Genomic DNA, 16,902 nt, shown 5'->3' on the forward strand with positions numbered 1-16,902 from the left:
AGTGGTTCTATGCGCAGTCTTCTGATCTCCACCCTCGCCCTGGTCGCCGCCGGTCCGGCCCTGGCGCAGAGCGATTTTCCCGAGCCGCCTATGGGCGGACAGATGTCCGGGCCGCCGCCGATGGGCGGGATGCGTCCGCCGGAGCGCGAGACCCTGGCCGAGATGAAGACGCGGATGATCGGGATGTTCGATCGCATCGACGCCAATCATGACGGCGCGATCAACGCCTCGGAACTGGCCGGTTCGCCGGGGGGTCGGATGCTGAGCCGCGCCGATGCCGACGGCAATGGGCTTATCACCAAGGCCGAGATGGAAGCCGGCGCCGACGCCATGTTCAAGACCATGGACAAGAACGGCGACGGCGTCATCACGGCCGATGAACGCCCCCAGCGCCCGCAGCGCCCGAACTGATCACGCGACCGGCGTCTTCAGCGGCTGGCCCGCGAAATGCGCCTGAAGATTCTGCATCAGCAGCATCAGCATGCCCTGCACCCCGGCGGTCGTTGCGCCGGCGGTGTGGGGCGTCAGGACGAGGTTCGGCACGTGGGCCCAGCGTGAAGGGGCGGTCGGCTCCTCGATGAAGACGTCCAGGGCGGCCTGGCCCAGGGCGCCGGATTTCAGCGCGGCGATCAGGGCGTCCTCGTCGATGACCTGGCCGCGCGAGACATTGACCAGCAGACCGTCGGGCCCCAGCGCCTCCAGCACCTCGCGCGAGATCAGGCCGCGATTGGTCTCATCGGCCTTGCAGGCGACGACCAGGATGTCGCTGGCCTTGGCCAGGGCCAGCAGGCTGTCGGCGCGGGGCCATTCGGCGTCATGCGGACGGGGGCCCCACCAGGCGATGTCCATGCGGAAGGCCTCGGCGCGGTCGGCGACGGCCTTGCCGATGGCGCCCAGGCCGACGACGCCCAGCTTCTGGCCGCCGACGGAGGCGGTGATGGTGCGGGTCTCGGCGGTCCAGCCGCCGGACCGGACCTGACGGTCGCCGGAGACGATCTGGCGGCGGGCGGCCAGGATCAGGCCCAGGGCGTGGTCGGCGACGTCCTGGTGATTGACGCCGGGCGCATGGGTGACGGGCAGGCCGTGTTCACGGCACCAGTCGATGTCGATGCCGTCGTAGCCGGAGGTGAAACAGGCGATCAGGTCGAGGGCGGGGAGCTGTTCGATCAGCGTCTTGTCCAGCGGCGCCTCGCCGGCGACGATCAGGGCGCGGATGTCATGGGCGGCCTCGATCGGCGGGCCTTCCCAGAAGCGATAGACGTCATAGGCGCTCTCGAGGATCGGCGAGAGCGGGGCGAGATGCCGTTGCATGATCAGGACGGCGGGGCGTTGGGTCATGGTCGGACCTCCACAATGACCTCGCCTTCAATCAGCCGGGCGACGACGCTGGCCCAGTCGCGCCGCACGACGGCGTAGAGGTCGTCGTTGGAACAGTTTCCGAGGTTGAGGTGGACCAGCAGCTGACGGTTGGCGCTACGCTGCGCCAGCAACAGAAAGTCCCTGTCCTTGCTGACGACGACCGCCCCCCGTGACGCCGCCAAGGCCCAGATTTCCCGGTCGCCTGCCGTGGCCAGACCCATGAGTCTGACGTGTTCGACCTCATGATCGAATGCGACGATCACATCGATCAGGCGGACGGGCAGGTTCTGATCGAGCAGGAATTTCAAGCTGCGGCGGCCGCTACCGAATGATCGAGCGCCCGCGCGGCATAGGTCAGGGCGGCCCGGAGATCGTCGGCTTCCAATTCCTCGTAGTCGCCAAGAATCTCGGCCTCGGTCATGCCGGAGGCCAGCCAGCCGAGAATGTCATGCACCGCGATACGCATACCGCGGATGCACGGTCGACCGCCGCGTTTGCCCTCTTCGATCGTGATGCGGGACAGAAGATCGTCGCTCATGTCCCGCATCCTATCACAGATCGATCAGCGCCCGAACTTCTGGTGCTGGATGCGCTTGGGGATGATGCTGTCGGCGCCCAGGCGACGCATCTTGTCCTGTTCGTAGGCTTCGAAGTTCCCCTCGAACCATTCCACATGGCCGTCGCCTTCGAAGGCGAGGATGTGGGTGGCCAGACGGTCCAGGAACCAGCGGTCGTGGGAGATGACCACGGCGCAGCCGGCGAACTCTTCCAGGGCCTCTTCGAGGTTCTGCAGGGTTTCGATGTCCAGGTCGTTGGTCGGTTCGTCGAGCAGGATCAGATTGCCGCCCGAGGCCAGGGTCTTGGCCAGGTGCACGCGGTTGCGCTCACCGCCCGACAGCTGGCCGACCTTCTTCTGCTGGTCGCCGCCCTTGAAGTTGAAGCTGCCGACATAGGCGCGGGTGTTGATCTCGCGCTTGCCGACCATCATCACATCGGTGCCGCCCGAGATGGCCTGCCAGATGGTCTCGTCGGGCTTCAGATCGTCACGCGACTGATCGACATAGGCCAGCTTGACCGTCTCGCCGACCTTGATCGTGCCGCCGTCAGGGGTTTCCTGGCCGGTGATCAGCTTGAACATGGTCGACTTGCCGGCGCCGTTGGGGCCAATGACGCCGACGATGCCGTTGGGCGGCAGTTTGAAGGTCAGATTGTCGAACAGGGTCTTGTCGCCATAGGTCTTGGCCAGGCCTTCGACCTCCAGCACGACATTGCCGAGGCGCGGGCCGGGCGGGATCTGGATGTGGGCGTGGGTCTGGGCGCCGCGCATCGATTCCTGCTCGTCGACCATCCGCTCATAGGCGGCCAGACGGGCCTTGGACTTGGCCTGACGGGCCTTGGCGCCGGAGCGGACCCATTCCAGTTCGCGGGTGAGGGCGCGCTGACGGGCTTCGGATTCAGACTGTTCCTGAATGACGCGCTTGGTCTTGGCTTCCAGCCAGGAGGAATAATTGCCCTCGTGCGGGTGGCCCTTGCCGCGGTCCAGCTCCAGCGTCCATTTGGTGACGAGGTCCAGGAAGTAGCGGTCGTGGGTCACCAGGATGACGCAGCCGGGGAAGTTTTCCAGGTGGTGCTGCAGCCAGGCGACGGATTCGGCGTCCAGGTGGTTGGTCGGTTCGTCGAGCAACAGCATGTCGGGCTTGGACAGCAGCAGGCGGGCCAAGGCCACACGGCGCTTCTCACCGCCGGACAGGTTGGCGACCTCCCAGTCATCGGGCGGGCAGCGCAGGGCGCCCATGGCCATTTCGATGCGGCTGTCGATGTCCCAGACGTCGCCGGCGTCGATCTTCTCCTGGAGGGCGGTCATCTCCTCCATCAGTTCGTCGGTGTAGTTCTCGCCCAGTTCGGCGGCGACGGCGTTGAAGCGGTTGACCCACTGTTTCTCTTCGCACCAGGCCTCGACGTTCTCGCGAACGTTCAGGGCGGGGTCCAGCTGGGGCTCCTGCTCCAGATAGCCGCGCTTGATCCCGTCGGCGGCGCGGGCCTCGCCGGTGAACTCGTTGTCCAGGCCGGCCATGATCTTCAGCAGGGTGGATTTACCCGAGCCGTTGACCCCGACGACGCCGATCTTGGCGTCGTTATAGAAGCTGAGCCAGATGTTCTCGAAGATCTTGCGGCCGCCGGGGAAGGTCTTGGTCAGACCCTGCATCTGGAAAATATATTGCTGCGCCATGAGGTGCGGTTTCGCCCTTCGGGTTTCGTCGGATTGGGAGGTTTGGGCGGATGTAGCGATCCTGGCGCCAGAGAGCAAATAAGGCGAAAGGCGAACGACGGCGCCGACGCGCTTTCGCTGCGAGTTGGGAGGCCCTTTGGAAGTGGAGGGCTGGGCGGGGCGCCGGGCCTTCGCGCGGGGTTGGTTTCATCTGTTCCCGCCGCCGCAAGGTCGCAGGCCTTGCGAGCCCTACAAGCGACGAGACCGGGGGTGATTATAGGGGGTGCGGGAGGGGTGATTGGTTGGAGGGGGTGAGAATCTGGCAAGGTGTTGGAATCATTACGACAGGACCAGCGTCATTAGGACAGCAGGCGCCGTTCGGGCCCCCTCCGTCTCGCCGCTGCGCGGCGATCCACCTCCCCCAGGGGGGGAGGAATGGGATGACGGAAATCCTCCCCCCTTGGGGGAGGTGGCGCGGCGCAGAGCGCCGCGACGGAGGGGGCGCCCCGCGTCGGCGTCGTGGTGAAATTGCCTTGATCGGGCTTCCATTCGGAGATCGAGGCGTTAGACCCGGCCTATGTCGAATGTCTCCCCTATAGCCGAAGCTGTCGCCGCCGGGCGTCAGGCTGTCGCCGTCGACACCGTCATGATCGCCAAGATCACCGACATGGCCGGCGATTTCGCCATCAATCTGACCGTCGCCGCCCTGATTTTCGCGGCGACGCTGTTCGCGGCCAAATGGGCGGCGAGGCTGGCGCGCAACGCCCTGTCGCGGATCGGGGCCTTCCGGCACGATCAGACGGTGCTGAGCTTCGGCGTTCAGGTGGTCAGGGTGGTGGTGATCATCATCGGCATGATCGCCGTCCTGCAGCGGCTGGGGGTGCAGACCACCTCGATCATCGCGGTGCTGGGCGCCGCCTCGCTGGCGGTCGGTCTGGCCTTGCAAGGGACGCTGTCGAATGTGGCGTCGGGGATCATGCTGCTGGTGTTGAGACCTTACCGGGTCGGCGACGTGGTCGATGTGGGCGGCATGGCCGGCACGGTCCAGCGGCTGGATTTGTTCACGACCCAGTTGTCGAACGCCAACAACCACAAGATCGTCATCCCCAATTCAAAGGTTCTGAGCGACCCCCTGACCAATCTGACCGGCCAGCAGACGCGGCGGATCGAGATCAATTTCGGCGTCGGCTATGGCGACGACCTGAACAAGGCGCGCTGCGTCCTGGCCGATATGGCGGCGGCGCACGAGAAGGTGCTGGACGATCCGCATCCGTGGACGGGCGTGACCGGGCTGCTGGACAGCGCGGTTCAGGTGACTCTCCACGCCTGGGTCAAGGTCGAGGACTGGTGGCAGACCCAGGCGGATCTGATGCAGGCCGGCAAGGAGGCGCTGGACGCCGCCGGGATCGAGATTCCTTTCCCGCATCAGGTCGCCGTGCCCTATGGCGACGAGGATGTCATGCCGGTCGTCCGCGTACGGACTATCGAAGACGGCAAGAGCGATTTGACGGCGAAGAAGAGCTGATGCGTTACGATTTCGGATCCGACAACACCGCCGGCATGGCGCCCAGCGCCGTCGAGGGCCTGATCCAGGCCAACGCCGGCTTCACCCCCTCCTATGGCGCCGACGAGATTACGGCGAGAGCCGCCGACCAGATCCGTCAGAGGCTGGACGCCGACGCCGACATCCGGTTCGTCTTCAGCGGCACCGCGGCGAACGCCATCGCCCTGTCGATGCTGGCCTTCCCGTTCGAGGCGGTGATGGCGCACCATACGGCCCACGTCTGCACGGACGAGACGGGCGCGCCGGGGTTCTTCGGCCAGGGCGTCGGCCTGATCGGCCTGCCGGGCCTGTCCGGGCGGATCGATCCGCTGGCGCTGAAGGCGCAGCTGGCCGAGCCCGAGGTCGGTCATCGACAGCCGCCCGCAGCCCTGTCCCTGACCCAGGCCACCGAATATGGCGCGGTCTATACCGAGGAGGAGCTGCGCCATCTGATCGAGCCGGTGAAGGCGAGGGGCTATGGCGTCCATATGGACGGGGCGCGGCTGGCCAATGCGGCGGCGGCGGGCTTCGACCTGAAGGATATTCCGCGCCTGGGCGTCGACATCCTGGTGTTCGGCGGAGCCAAGGCGGGCGCCAACTGCGCCGAGGCCATCGTGCTGTTCGACAAGAGCCTGGCGCGGCGGCTGGACAACCGTCTGAAACAGGCGGGGCAGGTGGCGTCCAAGGCGCGGTTGTTGGCCGGGCCGATGCTGGGGCTGCTGGAAAGCGGCGACTGGGAATCGGGCGGCGCCCACGCCAATCTGATGGCCCAGCGGCTGGCGGCCGGCGTGGCCACGCGCTCGCCCTATGTGCTGGCCCACCCGGTCGAGGCCAATACCGTCTTCGTGCGGATGCCGGCCGAGGCGCACAAGCGGCTGAACGCCCTGGGCTGGGCCTGTTATCGGTTCGACGACGGATCGGTGCGGTTCGTCTGTTCCTGGGCGACCCGGGAAGAGGTCGTCGATGAACTGCTCGAGGCGATCGCGGGCCTGAACTGAGCCGTCGGGCGTCTGCGGCCTTTTCCCGGTCGTATAGACTGTCCATATGCGGAGCATGGCGATGCGCGGAGAGCGCTCCGGCGGCCGGCGCGACCCTATGGTCAAGGCGCAACAGGCGGGGAGCATGCAGGAAAAGACGGAAGGGCCGCCGACGCTGAAGGCGCTGGCGGATTTGGTGCGGCTGGTCGGCCGGTCGGGGGCGCCGCAGTTGCGGCTGCGGCTGGTCTCGGCCATCGGCCTGACGCTGGCCGGCAAGGGGCTGGGCGTGCTGGCGCCCCTGGTGCTGGGCGCGGCGGTGAACCGGTTGGCGGCCGGGCAGGGGGCGGCCGTGGCGGTCGGCTGGGGCTTTGCGGCCTTCGCCGTGGGTTGGGCCCTGGTGCGGTTCCTGTCGGCGGCGGCGCCGCAGATTTCGGATGTCGTGTTCGCCCCCGTCCGCGCTGCCGCGCAACGGGCGACGGCGGCTGAGGCCTTCGCCCATGCGCTGAGCCTGTCGCTGGATTTTCACCAGACCAAGCGTTCGGGCGCCCTGTCGCGGACGATGGATCGCGGATCGCGGGCGGTGGACTTCTTGCTGCGGATCCTGGCCTTCAACCTGGTTCCGACCGGGGTCGAACTGGTGCTGGCGGCGGCCGTGCTGGGCGGCAAGTACGACTGGCGTTTCGCCGCCGTCGCGGTGGCCGTGGTGGTGGTCTACACGGTCACGACCTTCGCCCTGTCCAACTGGCGGCTGGAGCATCGGCGGGTGATGAACGCCGCCGATTCGGAGGCGGCCGGGGTCTCGGTCGACGCCCTGCTGAACTATGAGACGGTCAAGTCGTTCGGGGCCGAGAGCCGGGCGGCCCAGACCTATGACCGGGCGCTGGGCGACTACGCCCAGGCGTCATTGAAGGCCAATAATTCCCTGGCCCTGCTGAACGGGGTCCAGGCCCTGATCATGAATATCGGCCTGGGCGTCATGGCGGTGATGGCCGGGTTCGAGGCGGCGGCGGGCCGGATGGGGCCGGGGGACGTGACGGCGGCGGTGTTGATCATGATCTCGCTGTACGCCCCGCTGAACATCCTGGGCTTCGCCTATCGCGAAATCCGCCAGTCCTTCATCGACATGGAGGAGATGCTGAAGGTGACGCGGCAGACGCCCCAGGTGGCGGATGCGGCCGACGCCCGCCCTCTGCCCCGGCCGGAAGATGCGCGCGGCGCCTCGCTCGAGTTCCAGCAGGTCGGCTTCCGCCACGACGCCCGGGCCAGCGGGCTGGAAGACGTCAGCTTCGTCGCCGCGCCGGGAACGACCACGGCCCTGGTCGGGCCGTCGGGGGCGGGCAAGTCGACCATCGTCAAACTGGCGCTGCGGCTGCTGGATCCGCAGGAGGGGCGGGTCCTGATCGACGGCCATGACGTGCGGGCGGTGACCCAGGCCTCGTTGCGGGCGGCGGTCGCCCTGGTGCCGCAGGACGTGGCCCTGTTCAACGACAGTCTGTACGCCAACATCGCCTTCGCCCGGCCCGAGGCCGACGAGGCCCAAGTCTGGGCGGCGGCCGAGGCGGCGGAACTGTCGGACTTCATCCGCGGCCTGCCCGACGGCATGGCGACGCGAGTCGGCGAGCGGGGGCTGAAACTGTCAGGCGGCGAGCGTCAGAGGGTGGGGATCGCCCGCGCCCTGCTGGCCGACCCCTGTATCCTGATCCTGGACGAGGCCACCAGCGCGCTGGACAGCCGCACCGAGGCGGCGATCCAGAAGACCCTGAGGCGGGTCAGCGCCGGTCGCACGACCCTGGTGGTGGCGCACCGGCTGTCGACGGTGGCGGACGCCGATCAGATCCTGGTGCTGAAGGCCGGGCGGATCGTAGAGCGCGGGGCGCACCACGAGCTGGTGGCGCGGCAAGGCGGGGAATACGCCGCCCTGTGGCGCAAGCAGACGCGGACGCGGGCGGCGGCTCAGATCGAGGTCTGAGGGGCTGCGGGCAGTTTGCGCCGGACGACTTCGCCCAGATTGGTCATGATGGCCGTGCGGGCCTCGGGCGTGCCGGGCGCGTCGGCCGGCAGGGCCAGCAGAAGCTTCATGGCCTGGGCATGGACCGTGGCGATGCGCCAGTCGAACCCGCCCTCTCGCGGCGCGGCGTCGAGAAGATCGCACAGGCCCTTGGCTGCCGTGCAGAGGTCGTCCAGCGCAAAGGGGCTGGCGGCGTCGATGATCTGGCTGGAAGCGGCGTAGGCGCTCTCCAGCCGAACGATTTCCGGCAGGTCGGGCGTCGGGTCGGCCAGCAGCGCGGCGATGTTCTCGACAATAATGGCCCGGCCCTGGTCTTTCAGCGCGTCCAAGTTCGCCTCGGCTTGAGCCAGGGCGACGCCGACGCTGACGCCGCCGGACCGATCGATCATCTCGGCAAGGCGCGACGAGCGTCGGGGATGGGTGATGACTGTCATGCGAACTCCACCGTCTTTGGGCGATTCACGCCGCCACGACGCTCTTCACCCTCATAGTCCTCGTTCCGGAACCGGCGGTCCGGCCCCATATAATCGCCCACCTCGAGGAAGGGACGGTCATCACGGGCCACCCACAGGATCCGCTCCAGCAGCAGGGCGGCGCTGAAGGGTTTGGTGACGACGAAATTGGCGCCGCAGTCACGGGCCTCGGCCACCCGTCCCCGCCGGATGTGGCTGGCGGTCAGGATGACGGGCGTGAAGGCGTTGGGATTGGGGCCTGAACGCCGTAACCAGCGCACCAGCTCGAACCCGTCGATCTCGGCCATGTCGGTATCGACCAACAGCAGATCCACCGGCTTTTCCTGCAGGATGCGCCGCGCCTCGACGCTTCGCCCCAGGGCGTAGGTGGGACGAACGCCGAAGCCCGCGAGGACGGTGGTGGTCAGGGTCAGCGAGAACGGGGAATCGTCGACGACCATGGTGATGGCGCCGCTCAGGTTGAAGACCGCGCTGTCTCGAAGCGAATCAGCCTGCGTCGGCATGGGTGTTGAAGTTCCGAATCCCTGGGAAGGGAAGCTTCGCCGCATATGATGGATGGGCGGTTAACGCTGTTCGGTCAAAGGGCGCCGATGGCGTAGAACCGGTCCGCGCGCTGCGTCCTGATCTGCTGCGGCGACAGGCCTTCGAAGGCTTTCAGTTCCTCGGCCAGGACGTCGCCGACATTGGCCATGGCGGCGTCGCGGTCGGTGTGGGCGCCGCCGACCGGTTCGTCGATCAGGCGGTCGACGATCTTGAGCCCCATCAGGTCCGGGCCGGTGATCTTCATCGCCATGGCCGCGTCGCGCGCCCGGGCGCCGTCGCGCCACAGGATGCCGGCCGCGCCTTCGGGCGAGATGACCGAATAGATCGAATGCTCCAGCATCAGCACGCGGCTGGCCGCCGCGATGGCGATGGCGCCGCCCGAGCCGCCTTCGCCGGTGATGGTGGCGATGGAGGGCACGCCCAGGGTCAGGCAGCGTTCGGTCGAGCGGGCGATGGCCTCGGCCTGACCGCGCTCCTCGGCGCCGAGGCCGGGATAGGCGCCGGCGGTGTCGATGAAGCTGAGCACCGGCAGGCCGAACTGTTCGGCCATGTCCATCAGGCGCACGGCCTTACGATAGCCCTCGGGCCGGGCCATGCCGAAATTGTGGGTGATGCGGGTGCCGGTGTCGTGGCCTTTTTCGTGGCCCATGATCACGACCGGACGGCCGCGGAAACGGGCGAGGCCGCCCAGTATGGCCTGGTCGTCGCCGAACTGGCGGTCGCCGTGCAGTTCGTTCCAGTCGGTGAACAGGCTCTCGACATAGTCGACGAAATGCGGCCGCTGGGGGTGGCGCGCCACCTGGGTCTTCATCCAGGGATCGAGGCCGGCGTAGGTCTTCTTGCGCAGCTGCTCGGCCTTCTTGCGCAGGCCGGCGATCTCGGCGTCGAAGCCGCCCGAGGTTTCGGACAGGGCCGACAGTTCCTCGATCTTGGCTTCCAGATCGGCGATCGGCTTTTCGAAGTCGAGATAGTGCGTGGCCATAAAGGCGTCCGGGACTGCAGGCGGGAAAACCGCCCCTAGGGAAGGCGGGGGAAACTAGAGAGGTCGAGGCGACGGGGCAAGCGGCGGTTCTCCAGACTTCGCACCACCGCGACCCTCACCCTTTCGCGCAAGACCGATCGCTGCGCTCTCGGGCGCTCAAGCCCTCTCCCGCTGGGAGAGGGAAGGGAAGAGCCGCGACCGTGAAATGTGCTGCAGCCTCGAACCGAATGAGGGTGTCGCCGATAAGATTCATATTCTCGGCCAGAAGCTCTGCAGCGAAATGCCGGGCCAGCACTTCGAACTCGGTCAGCGTCGCGGTTTGGATCACGAGGCCAACGATGTTGGAGTCGCTGAACCAGCTTTCGGCATCAGGATCCCAAATCGCCTTGACGTAGAAATCCTCGGCCATGGCTCGAATATGCGCCGTCAATCATCCCGCGCCAAGGGGTGGTTCTGCTGGACGACCTGGGCCAGGCGGTCGGTGGCGACGTGGGTGTAGATCTGGGTCGTGGCGATGTCGGCGTGGCCGAGCAGGGTCTGGACGACGCGCAGGTCGGCGCCGCCCTCCAGCAGGTGGGTGGCGAAGGCGTGGCGCAGGACGTGGGGGCTGACGCGGGCGGGGTCGATCCCCGCCTTGATCGCAGCCTCGTCCAGCAGCTGGGCGAAACGGCGCGGGGTCAGATGGCCGGTGCGGCCGGACGAGGGGAAGAGCCAGGGGCTGTCCGGCGCCTCGGGTTTTCGCCGGGCGCCGCGGGCGGCCAGCCAGGCCTTGATCGCCTCGCGGGCGGCGGCGTTGAGAGGCGCGAGCCGTTCCTTGCCGCCCTTGCCGCGCACGATCAGATAGGCGGGGTCGCGGCGCACGGCGTCGGCCTTCAGCCCCAGAAGCTCCGACACGCGCAGGCCCGAGGCGTAGGCCATCTCGACCAGGGCGACCAGGCGCAGGCCCGCCGCCGCGTCACGAGCGGCGGAAGCGGCCAGCAGGCGGTCGATCTCGTCGCGGCTCAGCAGCTTGGGCAGGGGACGGCCCTGCCGGGGGGCGTCCAGACGGCGCGACGGATCATCGGTCCGCCATCCCTCGGCCAGGGCGAAGCGATAGAACTGACGCGCGGAGGAGCGACGGCGTGCGGCGGTGGCGGCGGACAGGCCGCGGCGCGACAGGTCGGCGAACCAGGCCTCCAGCGCCTCGGCGTCAGCCTTCATCAGTCCGCCGGCGTTCGACAAGGCGGTTTCGGCGTCGCTCAGATCCCGCCCATAGGCCGACAGGGTGTGGGGCGAGGCGTCGCGTTCGACCGCCATCATCTCCAGAAAGGCCTCGATCTGGGGCGTCATGGCGCAATCCGTCCTGCGAACGGATGGCGCGTGGTCAGGCTTGGTGTAGAGGTTTTCAGGATCATGCCTGCCTGCGTCGCCGCCTTCTCCGTTTCCTCGACCGTCTGTTCCGCCGGAGCCGCCGGATGAGGCGGCGCGCGAATCCGGGTCCGACCCGCACCATAGCCCTGGTTGGGTTGATGGGGGTGGGCAAATCCTCGGTGGGGCGCCGTCTGGCCAATCGGCTGAGATTGCCGTTCGCCGACGGTGATGTTGAGATCGAATCGGCGGCCGGGATGACCGTGTCCGAAATCTTCGCCGCTCTGGGGGAAGAAGAGTTCCGGGCCGGCGAGGCGCGGGTGATCCGCCGCCTGCTGGAGGGGCCGCCCATTGTGCTGGCCACCGGCGGCGGGGCGATGATGAATGCGGAGACGCGCGCCCTGCTGAAGGAACGGGCCGACACGGTCTGGCTGAGGGCCGACCTGAAGGTGATCGCGGAACGGGTGGCGCGGCGCGACACCCGGCCGCTTCTGCGCGGCAAGGACCCGCTGACGGTGCTGACCGACCTGGCCGAGGTCCGCTATCCAATCTATGGCGAGGCGGACGTGGCCGTCGATGTGGGGCAGGGCTCTCACGGTCAGGCGGTTGACGCCATTCACAAGAACCTGCGCCGGCACTGGCGCCAGAGACGGCGCGCGGAGACGAAGACGTGACGATCATTCCAGTCAGCGGCGGGGCCTTCGCGGCCTATGATGTCGTGGTGGGACGCGGGCTGTTGGCCCAGGCGGGCGAACGGATCGCGCCGCTGGCCAAGGGCCGGACCGTCATCGTCACCGACGAGACCGTGGCGCGCATCCATGCGCCGGCCCTGACGGTGTCGCTGACGGCGGCGGGCGTGGAGAGCGAGATCGTGTCTGTGCCTGCGGGCGAGGGGTCGAAGTCCTTTGCCCAACTGGAGCGGGTGCTGGACCGGCTGCTGGAGATGGGGCTGGACCGCAAGGACGTGGTCATCGCCCTGGGCGGCGGCGTGGTCGGCGACCTCGCTGGACTGGCTGCGGCGCTGTACATGCGCGGGATCGACTTCGTGCAGATTCCGACGACCCTGCTGGCCCAGGTGGACTCGTCCGTGGGCGGAAAGACGGCCATCGACACGCCGCGCGGCAAGAACCTGGTCGGCGCCTTCCACCAGCCGCGCCTGGTGCTGGCCGACATCGACGTGCTGGCGACCCTGCCTGAACGGCAGGTGCGCTCCGGCTGGGCTGAGGTGCTGAAGCACGGGCTGATCTGCGACGCGGCCTTCTTTGATTGGTTGGCGGGCGAGGGGGCGGCGGGCGCCGAAGGCGATCCGGCGGCGCTGGAACGGGCCGTGATCCGCTCGGTCGAGATCAAGAGCGCCGTGGTCGGCGAGGACGAGAAGGAGGCGGGGCGTCGCGCCCTGCTGAACCTGGGCCACACCTTCGGCCATGCGGTCGAGACCGAGGTCGGCTTCGACGAAGGCGCGCTGGCCCACGGCGAGGGGGTCGCCCTGGGCTGCTGCATGGCCTTCCGCTATTCGGCGCGCGAGGGGTTGTGTTCGGCCGAGGATGTGGCGCGGGTCGAGGCGGTGGTCGCGGCGGCGGGCCTGCCGACGCGGCTGGATCAGGCGGGCGTGTTTGCGGCGGACCGGCTGCTGGCCCTGATGGCCGGCGACAAGAAGGCCGAGGGCGGGGCCCTGACCCTGATCCTGGCGCGCGGGATCGGCCAGGCCTTCGTGGCCAAGGGCGTGGACGCGGACAAGGTGCGCGCCTTCCTGATTGAGGAAGGCGCGACGGCGTGATGCGGATCGTTCCGGTCCCGCTGGAGGATGGGTTCGTGCGGCTGGAGCCGTTCGAGGACGGGCTGAAAGACGAGGTCTGCGCGGCGCTGGACTGCGATCCCGAGGCCTGGGCGGCCATGGTCGGCTCCGCCCAGGGCGAGCATTTCGGCGGCTGGTGGGACAGCGCCGTGACGGCCATGCGGTCCGGGACGCGAATCGCCTATGCCGTGCGGCGGCGCTCGGACGGGGCGGTGGTCGGCACGACCAGCCTGTACGAGATCCATCCGGCCTATCGACGCTGCGAGATCGGCTCGACCTTCTATCGGCCCGAGGCGCGGGGCGGGGCGATCAATCCGGCCTGCAAACGGCTGTTGCTGGGCTATGCCTTTGACGCCGGGGCGGTGCGGGTCGAGATCATCACCGACGCCCTCAACGCCCGAAGCCGGGCGGCGATCCTCAAACTGGGCGCCCGGGCCGAAGGCGTGCTGAGGAAGCACAAGATCACCTGGACAGGGCGTGCGCGGGATACGGCCATGTTCGCCGTGATCGATGACGACTGGCCCGAGGTGCGGGACGGGCTGGATCGACGGCTGGCGGCGCTGGCCTAATCCACGGCCCGGCATTGGGTCGGCTGGCGGCCCTGGACCGACCAGGTGGCCAAGACGCCCTTGCCGCGCAGTTCGACGTTGGAGGCGCGGTACCAGATGCCGTCGGCGGCGCGCTCCTGGTACAGGTCGATGGCCTCGCCCGACGAGTTGCGGATGGTGGCCATCTGGCGCGGGTTGTCGAAATCGACCGACAGCCGCTCGCCGTTGTCGCACAGATAGACGGTGTGGACGACGCGGTTCAGGGTGCGGTCCTGGACCTCGGCGCCGGTGCGCTGGCGGGCGGTCTGGGCGTCGATGGCGCGTTCCTTGACCTCGTCGCCGGTGCTGGGCGCCTTGTCGGGATCGGGTCCGCAGGCGGCCAGAAGCGCCAGGGCGGCGACAAGGGCGGGGGCGGCCAGGCCGCGGTGGACGAGGGACGACGGCGGAACCGGCTTGAACAAGACGCTTATCCTCACAACGGCGCCGCTTGGCGCGCCGGTCTAACGTGCGCCGCTCGCGGCCGTTCCCCTCCGTTGACGGAAGAAGGATTTGAGCAGGCCGGACGACTCGTCCGCCAGAAGACCCCAGTCCGTCGCCGGGCGCCAGTGGCAGGTGGGCTGTTCGAACAGGCGAGGGCCGTGGATCACCGCCCCGCCCTTGGGATCGTCGGCGGCCCAGACGACGCGGCCGATTCGGGCGTGGCTGATGGCGCCGGCGCACATGGCGCAGGGCTCCAGCGTCACATACAGGGTCAGGCCGGTCAGACGGTAGTTTTCCAGCGCCGTCGCCGCGCGTCGCATCGCGACGACCTCGGCATGGGCGGTGGGGTCGTGTAACGCGATTGGACCATTGGCGCCGGTCGAAATTACCTCACCTGAGGCAGGATCGACAAGAATTGCGCCCACGGGCACCTCTCCTGCGTCCGCCGCCGCTTGCGCTTGGTCCAGCGCCATGCGCATGAACCGCTCATCATGGTCCGCCATACAGACGACAACGACAAGAAGCCCCGCGCCCGTCAAGACGAACGGTCGCCCCGGCCCTTTAAATCCTCCGGTCCTCGCAAGAGCGGCGACGGGACGAAATCATTCGGCGACAAGCCGCGCAGCCCTCGCGAAGACGGCCCCAAGCGGTTCGGCGACAAGCCTGACCGGGCCGGGACGGGCGACCGGCCCCGCAGCGGGGGCGCCGGCAAGGACGGAAAACCGTCATCCAATTCGGCCAAGACCGACACGCCTCTGCGTGCCGAGCGAATCGCCAAGACCATGGCGCGCGCCGGCATCGCCTCGCGCCGCGAGGTCGAACGGCTGATCGGCCTGGGCAAGGTGGCGGTCAACGGCCGCATCCTGGACACGCCCGCGACCCTGGTGACGCGCGACGACGTGATCACCGTGGACGGCAAGCCCATGGGCTCGACCCAGGCGACGCGCGTCTGGCGCTATCACAAGCCTGCCGGCCTGCTGACCAGCCACAGGGATCCGACCGGACGCCCGACGGTGTTCGACGCCCTGCCGGCCGGTCTGCCGCGCGTGATCTCGATCGGGCGGCTGGATCTGTCGACCGAAGGCCTGCTGCTGTTGACCAACGACGGCGAGCTGAGCCGGGCGATGGAGCTGCCCTCGGCCGGGCTGGTGCGTCAGTACCGGGCGCGGGCGCGGGGCAAGATCACGCAAGAACAACTGGACGAGCTGAAGAACGGCGCCGTCGTGGAGGGTATCTCCTACGGCCCCATGGTGGCGACGCTGGACAAGGCCAAGGAGTCCAAATCCGAGGACGGCCGCGTCCCGAGCAACCTGTGGATCTCGGTGTCGATCACCGAGGGCAAGAACCGCGAAGTCCGCAAGGTGCTGGAGTCCGTCGGCCTGACGGTCAACCGCCTGATCCGCCTGGCCTATGGCCCGTTCCGTCTGGACGTCCTGCCTGTCGGGTCGGTCGAAGAGATCGGGCCGCGCGTGATCCGCGAGTTGCTGGCCGACTACATCCGGCCCGAGAACCTGCCGACCGGCAATACGGTCGAGACGCCTGCGCCCATCCCCGGTCGTCGCGTGTCCACGCCGATTCTCAAGGGCGCCTCGGGCTCGGCCATGTCCGACCCGTCGCGCAAGCCCAGCCGCGTCCGAGCCGCCGAAACGGCCCAGGCCGACGCGGTCGAGCGCCGCGAGCGCCCGCCGAAGAAGGAAGGCTGGGCCAAGGCTGCGCCCAAGACCGCCCATCCGAAGAAGACCTTCAAGCCGCGTGAAGGCGCGCCGACCGACGGCGAACGCCCGGCCCGCACCTACAAGCCGCGCGAGGACGGCGACCGTCCCGCTCGCGCCTACACGCCGCGCGAGGGGGCTCCGGCCCGTAGCAGCGACGGACCCAAGCGCGAGTACAAGCCGCGCACGGCGGGCGCAGACGCGGGCAAGCGGGAGTTCAAGCCGCGCGGCTTCGGCGCGAGCGGCAGCAGTCGTGAGACCCGGCCGCCACGGACCGGCGGCGGCAAGCCGGCTGGCCCGTCCGGCACCAGCGGCCGTGCGCCGGGGGGCAAGCCCCGTACGCCCCGGAGCTGAGGCTTGCGGATCGTTGCGGGAAGCCTGAAGGGCCGGGCCATCGTCGCGCCGGAGGGGCAGGGCACGCGCCCGACCTCGGACCGGGCGCGGCAGGCCGTGTTCAACGTCCTGGAACACGCCGCCTGGGCCGAGAGCCTGAACGGCGCGCGAGTCATCGACCTGTACGCCGGATCGGGCGCTCTGGGGTTCGAGGCGATCAGTCGGGGGGCGGGCTTCTGCCTGTTCGTCGAGACCGATGACGGGGCCAGAGGCGCGATCCGGGAGAACGCCGACGCCTATGGGGTGATGGGGCGCACGCGGGTCCATCGGCGCAGCGCGACGGACCTGGGCGTCCGGCCCGGATCGGACGGCGAGGCCTTCGACATCGCCTTCCTGGACCCGCCCTATGGCAGGGGGCTGGGGGAGCAGACCTTGGTTCGGTTGATCGAGGGCAACTGGCTGAAGCCGGGCGCCGTCGTGGTGTTCGAGCGCGGCTCGGGCGAGCCGGACATCGACACGCCCGGCTATGAACGGCTGGACGCGCGGGATTACGGCGCGGCGCGGGTTCTGTTCCTCAGGGTCGCCTAATCCGG

At 68.6% G+C, this 16,902-nt stretch carries 20 protein-coding genes; 9 read left to right on the plus strand and 11 right to left on the minus strand.

The genetic code is table 11. The features are described from left to right. Window positions 1-9 precede the first annotated feature (9 nt). Window positions 10-411, plus strand: a complete 402-nt coding sequence (locus tag ACVPT3_RS07675; protein ID WP_492043549.1) for an EF-hand domain-containing protein — start codon at window positions 10-12, stop codon at window positions 409-411. Here ACVPT3_RS07675 and ACVPT3_RS07680 read toward each other — a convergent pair whose 3' ends face one another. The 4 genes from ACVPT3_RS07680 to ettA are packed head-to-tail and all read right to left on the minus strand — an operon-like array spanning window position 412 to window position 3,589. Further along, window positions 412-1,338 (minus strand): 2-hydroxyacid dehydrogenase, encoded by a 927-nt coding sequence (locus ACVPT3_RS07680; protein ID WP_492043550.1) that lies wholly within the window; start codon window positions 1,336-1,338, stop codon window positions 412-414. After that, window positions 1,335-1,667 (minus strand): DUF5615 family PIN-like protein, encoded by a 333-nt coding sequence (locus ACVPT3_RS07685; RefSeq protein WP_492043551.1) that lies wholly within the window; start codon window positions 1,665-1,667, stop codon window positions 1,335-1,337. Before ACVPT3_RS07685 ends, ACVPT3_RS07680 begins: the two co-directional genes overlap by 4 nt. Continuing rightward, window positions 1,664-1,897: a DUF433 domain-containing protein gene (locus tag ACVPT3_RS07690; RefSeq protein WP_492043552.1), complete on the minus strand. Its 234-nt coding sequence runs from the start codon at window positions 1,895-1,897 to the stop codon at window positions 1,664-1,666. Before ACVPT3_RS07690 ends, ACVPT3_RS07685 begins: the two co-directional genes overlap by 4 nt. A gap of 24 nt (window positions 1,898-1,921) precedes the next feature. Further along, window positions 1,922-3,589 (minus strand): energy-dependent translational throttle protein EttA, encoded by a 1,668-nt coding sequence (gene ettA, locus ACVPT3_RS07695; protein ID WP_035308847.1) that lies wholly within the window; start codon window positions 3,587-3,589, stop codon window positions 1,922-1,924. 556 nt (window positions 3,590-4,145) lie between these two features. On the opposite strand from ettA, the gene ACVPT3_RS07700 reads away from it, so the two are divergent. The 3 genes from ACVPT3_RS07700 to ACVPT3_RS07710 all read left to right on the plus strand — a co-directional run bounded on the left by ACVPT3_RS07700 (window position 4,146) and on the right by ACVPT3_RS07710 (window position 8,057). After that, window positions 4,146-5,093 (plus strand): mechanosensitive ion channel family protein, encoded by a 948-nt coding sequence (locus ACVPT3_RS07700; RefSeq protein WP_492043553.1) that lies wholly within the window; start codon window positions 4,146-4,148, stop codon window positions 5,091-5,093. Then, window positions 5,093-6,109: a threonine aldolase family protein gene (locus tag ACVPT3_RS07705; protein ID WP_492043554.1), complete on the plus strand. Its 1,017-nt coding sequence runs from the start codon at window positions 5,093-5,095 to the stop codon at window positions 6,107-6,109. Before ACVPT3_RS07700 ends, ACVPT3_RS07705 begins: the two co-directional genes overlap by 1 nt. Before the next feature lie 61 nt (window positions 6,110-6,170). Beyond that, the gene (locus ACVPT3_RS07710) at window positions 6,171-8,057 is read left to right on the plus strand and encodes an ABCB family ABC transporter ATP-binding protein/permease (protein ID WP_492043799.1); all 1,887 of its coding nucleotides are present in this window, start codon (window positions 6,171-6,173) and stop codon (window positions 8,055-8,057) included. Here the strand turns inward: ACVPT3_RS07710 and ACVPT3_RS07715 are convergent. The 5 genes from ACVPT3_RS07715 to ACVPT3_RS07735 form a co-directional block, all read right to left on the minus strand. Next, window positions 8,042-8,530, minus strand: a complete 489-nt coding sequence (locus ACVPT3_RS07715) for a chemotaxis protein CheE (protein WP_492043555.1) — start codon at window positions 8,528-8,530, stop codon at window positions 8,042-8,044. The genes ACVPT3_RS07710 and ACVPT3_RS07715 overlap by 16 nt on opposite strands. Beyond that, complete coding sequence (locus ACVPT3_RS07720; RefSeq protein WP_492043556.1) at window positions 8,527-9,072, minus strand: response regulator; 546 nt, start codon at window positions 9,070-9,072, stop codon at window positions 8,527-8,529. The genes ACVPT3_RS07715 and ACVPT3_RS07720 overlap by 4 nt, the downstream gene beginning before the upstream one ends. Window positions 9,073-9,146: 74 nt before the next feature. Further along, entirely contained in the window at window positions 9,147-10,094 is a 948-nt protein-coding gene (locus tag ACVPT3_RS07725) for an acetyl-CoA carboxylase carboxyltransferase subunit alpha (RefSeq protein ID WP_492043557.1), read from the minus strand. A 115-nt stretch (window positions 10,095-10,209) separates the two neighbouring features. Next, complete coding sequence (locus tag ACVPT3_RS07730) at window positions 10,210-10,503, minus strand: DUF1902 domain-containing protein (protein ID WP_492043558.1); 294 nt, start codon at window positions 10,501-10,503, stop codon at window positions 10,210-10,212. 17 nt (window positions 10,504-10,520) lie between these two features. Next, complete coding sequence (locus ACVPT3_RS07735) at window positions 10,521-11,423, minus strand: site-specific tyrosine recombinase XerD (RefSeq protein ID WP_492043559.1); 903 nt, start codon at window positions 11,421-11,423, stop codon at window positions 10,521-10,523. A gap of 125 nt (window positions 11,424-11,548) precedes the next feature. Here ACVPT3_RS07735 and ACVPT3_RS07740 point away from each other — a divergent pair, with 125 nt between their 5' ends. Genes ACVPT3_RS07740 through ACVPT3_RS07750 form a run of 3 tightly spaced genes read left to right on the plus strand, consistent with a single transcriptional unit; the run spans window position 11,549 to window position 13,805 of the window. Continuing rightward, complete coding sequence (locus tag ACVPT3_RS07740) at window positions 11,549-12,115, plus strand: shikimate kinase (protein ID WP_267513562.1); 567 nt, start codon at window positions 11,549-11,551, stop codon at window positions 12,113-12,115. After that, complete coding sequence (gene aroB / locus ACVPT3_RS07745) at window positions 12,112-13,218, plus strand: 3-dehydroquinate synthase (protein ID WP_492043560.1); 1,107 nt, start codon at window positions 12,112-12,114, stop codon at window positions 13,216-13,218. Before ACVPT3_RS07740 ends, aroB begins: the two co-directional genes overlap by 4 nt. After that, complete coding sequence (locus ACVPT3_RS07750) at window positions 13,218-13,805, plus strand: GNAT family N-acetyltransferase (protein ID WP_492043800.1); 588 nt, start codon at window positions 13,218-13,220, stop codon at window positions 13,803-13,805. The genes aroB and ACVPT3_RS07750 overlap by 1 nt, the downstream gene beginning before the upstream one ends. On the opposite strand, the gene ACVPT3_RS07755 is transcribed toward ACVPT3_RS07750, so the two are convergent. Together ACVPT3_RS07755 and tadA are read right to left on the minus strand one after the other, a co-directional pair. Next, window positions 13,802-14,245 carry an MliC family protein gene (locus ACVPT3_RS07755; protein ID WP_492043561.1) on the minus strand — a complete coding sequence of 148 codons (444 nt, stop codon included), beginning with the start codon at window positions 14,243-14,245 and terminating at the stop codon, window positions 13,802-13,804. The two genes, ACVPT3_RS07750 and ACVPT3_RS07755, sit on opposite strands and share 4 nt — an antisense overlap. Before the next feature lie 39 nt (window positions 14,246-14,284). Beyond that, entirely contained in the window at window positions 14,285-14,743 is a 459-nt protein-coding gene (gene tadA, locus ACVPT3_RS07760) for a tRNA adenosine(34) deaminase TadA (protein ID WP_492043801.1), read from the minus strand. A gap of 12 nt (window positions 14,744-14,755) precedes the next feature. On the opposite strand from tadA, the gene ACVPT3_RS07765 reads away from it, so the two are divergent. After that, entirely contained in the window at window positions 14,756-16,330 is a 1,575-nt protein-coding gene (locus ACVPT3_RS07765) for a pseudouridine synthase (protein ID WP_492043562.1), read from the plus strand. A gap of 3 nt (window positions 16,331-16,333) precedes the next feature. Then, on the plus strand, window positions 16,334-16,897 hold the full coding sequence (gene rsmD / locus ACVPT3_RS07770; RefSeq protein ID WP_492043563.1) for a 16S rRNA (guanine(966)-N(2))-methyltransferase RsmD: 564 nt from the start codon (window positions 16,334-16,336) through the stop codon (window positions 16,895-16,897). Window positions 16,898-16,902: the final 5 nt, after the last annotated feature.

This window comes from Brevundimonas sp. FV1ps31S (assembly GCF_058681265.1).

What these genes read in the sequence shown, in the direction of transcription:
- ACVPT3_RS07675 (WP_492043549.1), top strand. Translation starts at nt 10, where the DNA reads ATGCGCAGTCTTCTGATCTCCACCCTCGCCCTGGTCGCCGCCGGTCCG.
- ACVPT3_RS07680 (WP_492043550.1), bottom strand. Translation starts at nt 1,338, where the DNA reads ATGACCCAACGCCCCGCCGTCCTGATCATGCAACGGCATCTCGCCCCG.
- ACVPT3_RS07690 (WP_492043552.1), bottom strand. Translation starts at nt 1,897, where the DNA reads ATGAGCGACGATCTTCTGTCCCGCATCACGATCGAAGAGGGCAAACGC.
- ettA (WP_035308847.1), bottom strand. Translation starts at nt 3,589, where the DNA reads ATGGCGCAGCAATATATTTTCCAGATGCAGGGTCTGACCAAGACCTTC.
- ACVPT3_RS07700 (WP_492043553.1), top strand. Translation starts at nt 4,146, where the DNA reads ATGTCGAATGTCTCCCCTATAGCCGAAGCTGTCGCCGCCGGGCGTCAG.
- ACVPT3_RS07705 (WP_492043554.1), top strand. Translation starts at nt 5,093, where the DNA reads ATGCGTTACGATTTCGGATCCGACAACACCGCCGGCATGGCGCCCAGC.
- ACVPT3_RS07710 (WP_492043799.1), top strand. Translation starts at nt 6,171, where the DNA reads ATGCGCGGAGAGCGCTCCGGCGGCCGGCGCGACCCTATGGTCAAGGCG.
- ACVPT3_RS07715 (WP_492043555.1), bottom strand. Translation starts at nt 8,530, where the DNA reads ATGACAGTCATCACCCATCCCCGACGCTCGTCGCGCCTTGCCGAGATG.
- ACVPT3_RS07720 (WP_492043556.1), bottom strand. Translation starts at nt 9,072, where the DNA reads ATGCCGACGCAGGCTGATTCGCTTCGAGACAGCGCGGTCTTCAACCTG.
- ACVPT3_RS07725 (WP_492043557.1), bottom strand. Translation starts at nt 10,094, where the DNA reads ATGGCCACGCACTATCTCGACTTCGAAAAGCCGATCGCCGATCTGGAA.
- ACVPT3_RS07730 (WP_492043558.1), bottom strand. Translation starts at nt 10,503, where the DNA reads ATGGCCGAGGATTTCTACGTCAAGGCGATTTGGGATCCTGATGCCGAA.
- ACVPT3_RS07735 (WP_492043559.1), bottom strand. Translation starts at nt 11,423, where the DNA reads ATGACGCCCCAGATCGAGGCCTTTCTGGAGATGATGGCGGTCGAACGC.
- ACVPT3_RS07740 (WP_267513562.1), top strand. Translation starts at nt 11,549, where the DNA reads ATGAGGCGGCGCGCGAATCCGGGTCCGACCCGCACCATAGCCCTGGTT.
- ACVPT3_RS07750 (WP_492043800.1), top strand. Translation starts at nt 13,218, where the DNA reads ATGCGGATCGTTCCGGTCCCGCTGGAGGATGGGTTCGTGCGGCTGGAG.
- tadA (WP_492043801.1), bottom strand. Translation starts at nt 14,743, where the DNA reads ATGCGCATGGCGCTGGACCAAGCGCAAGCGGCGGCGGACGCAGGAGAG.
- ACVPT3_RS07765 (WP_492043562.1), top strand. Translation starts at nt 14,756, where the DNA reads ATGGTCCGCCATACAGACGACAACGACAAGAAGCCCCGCGCCCGTCAA.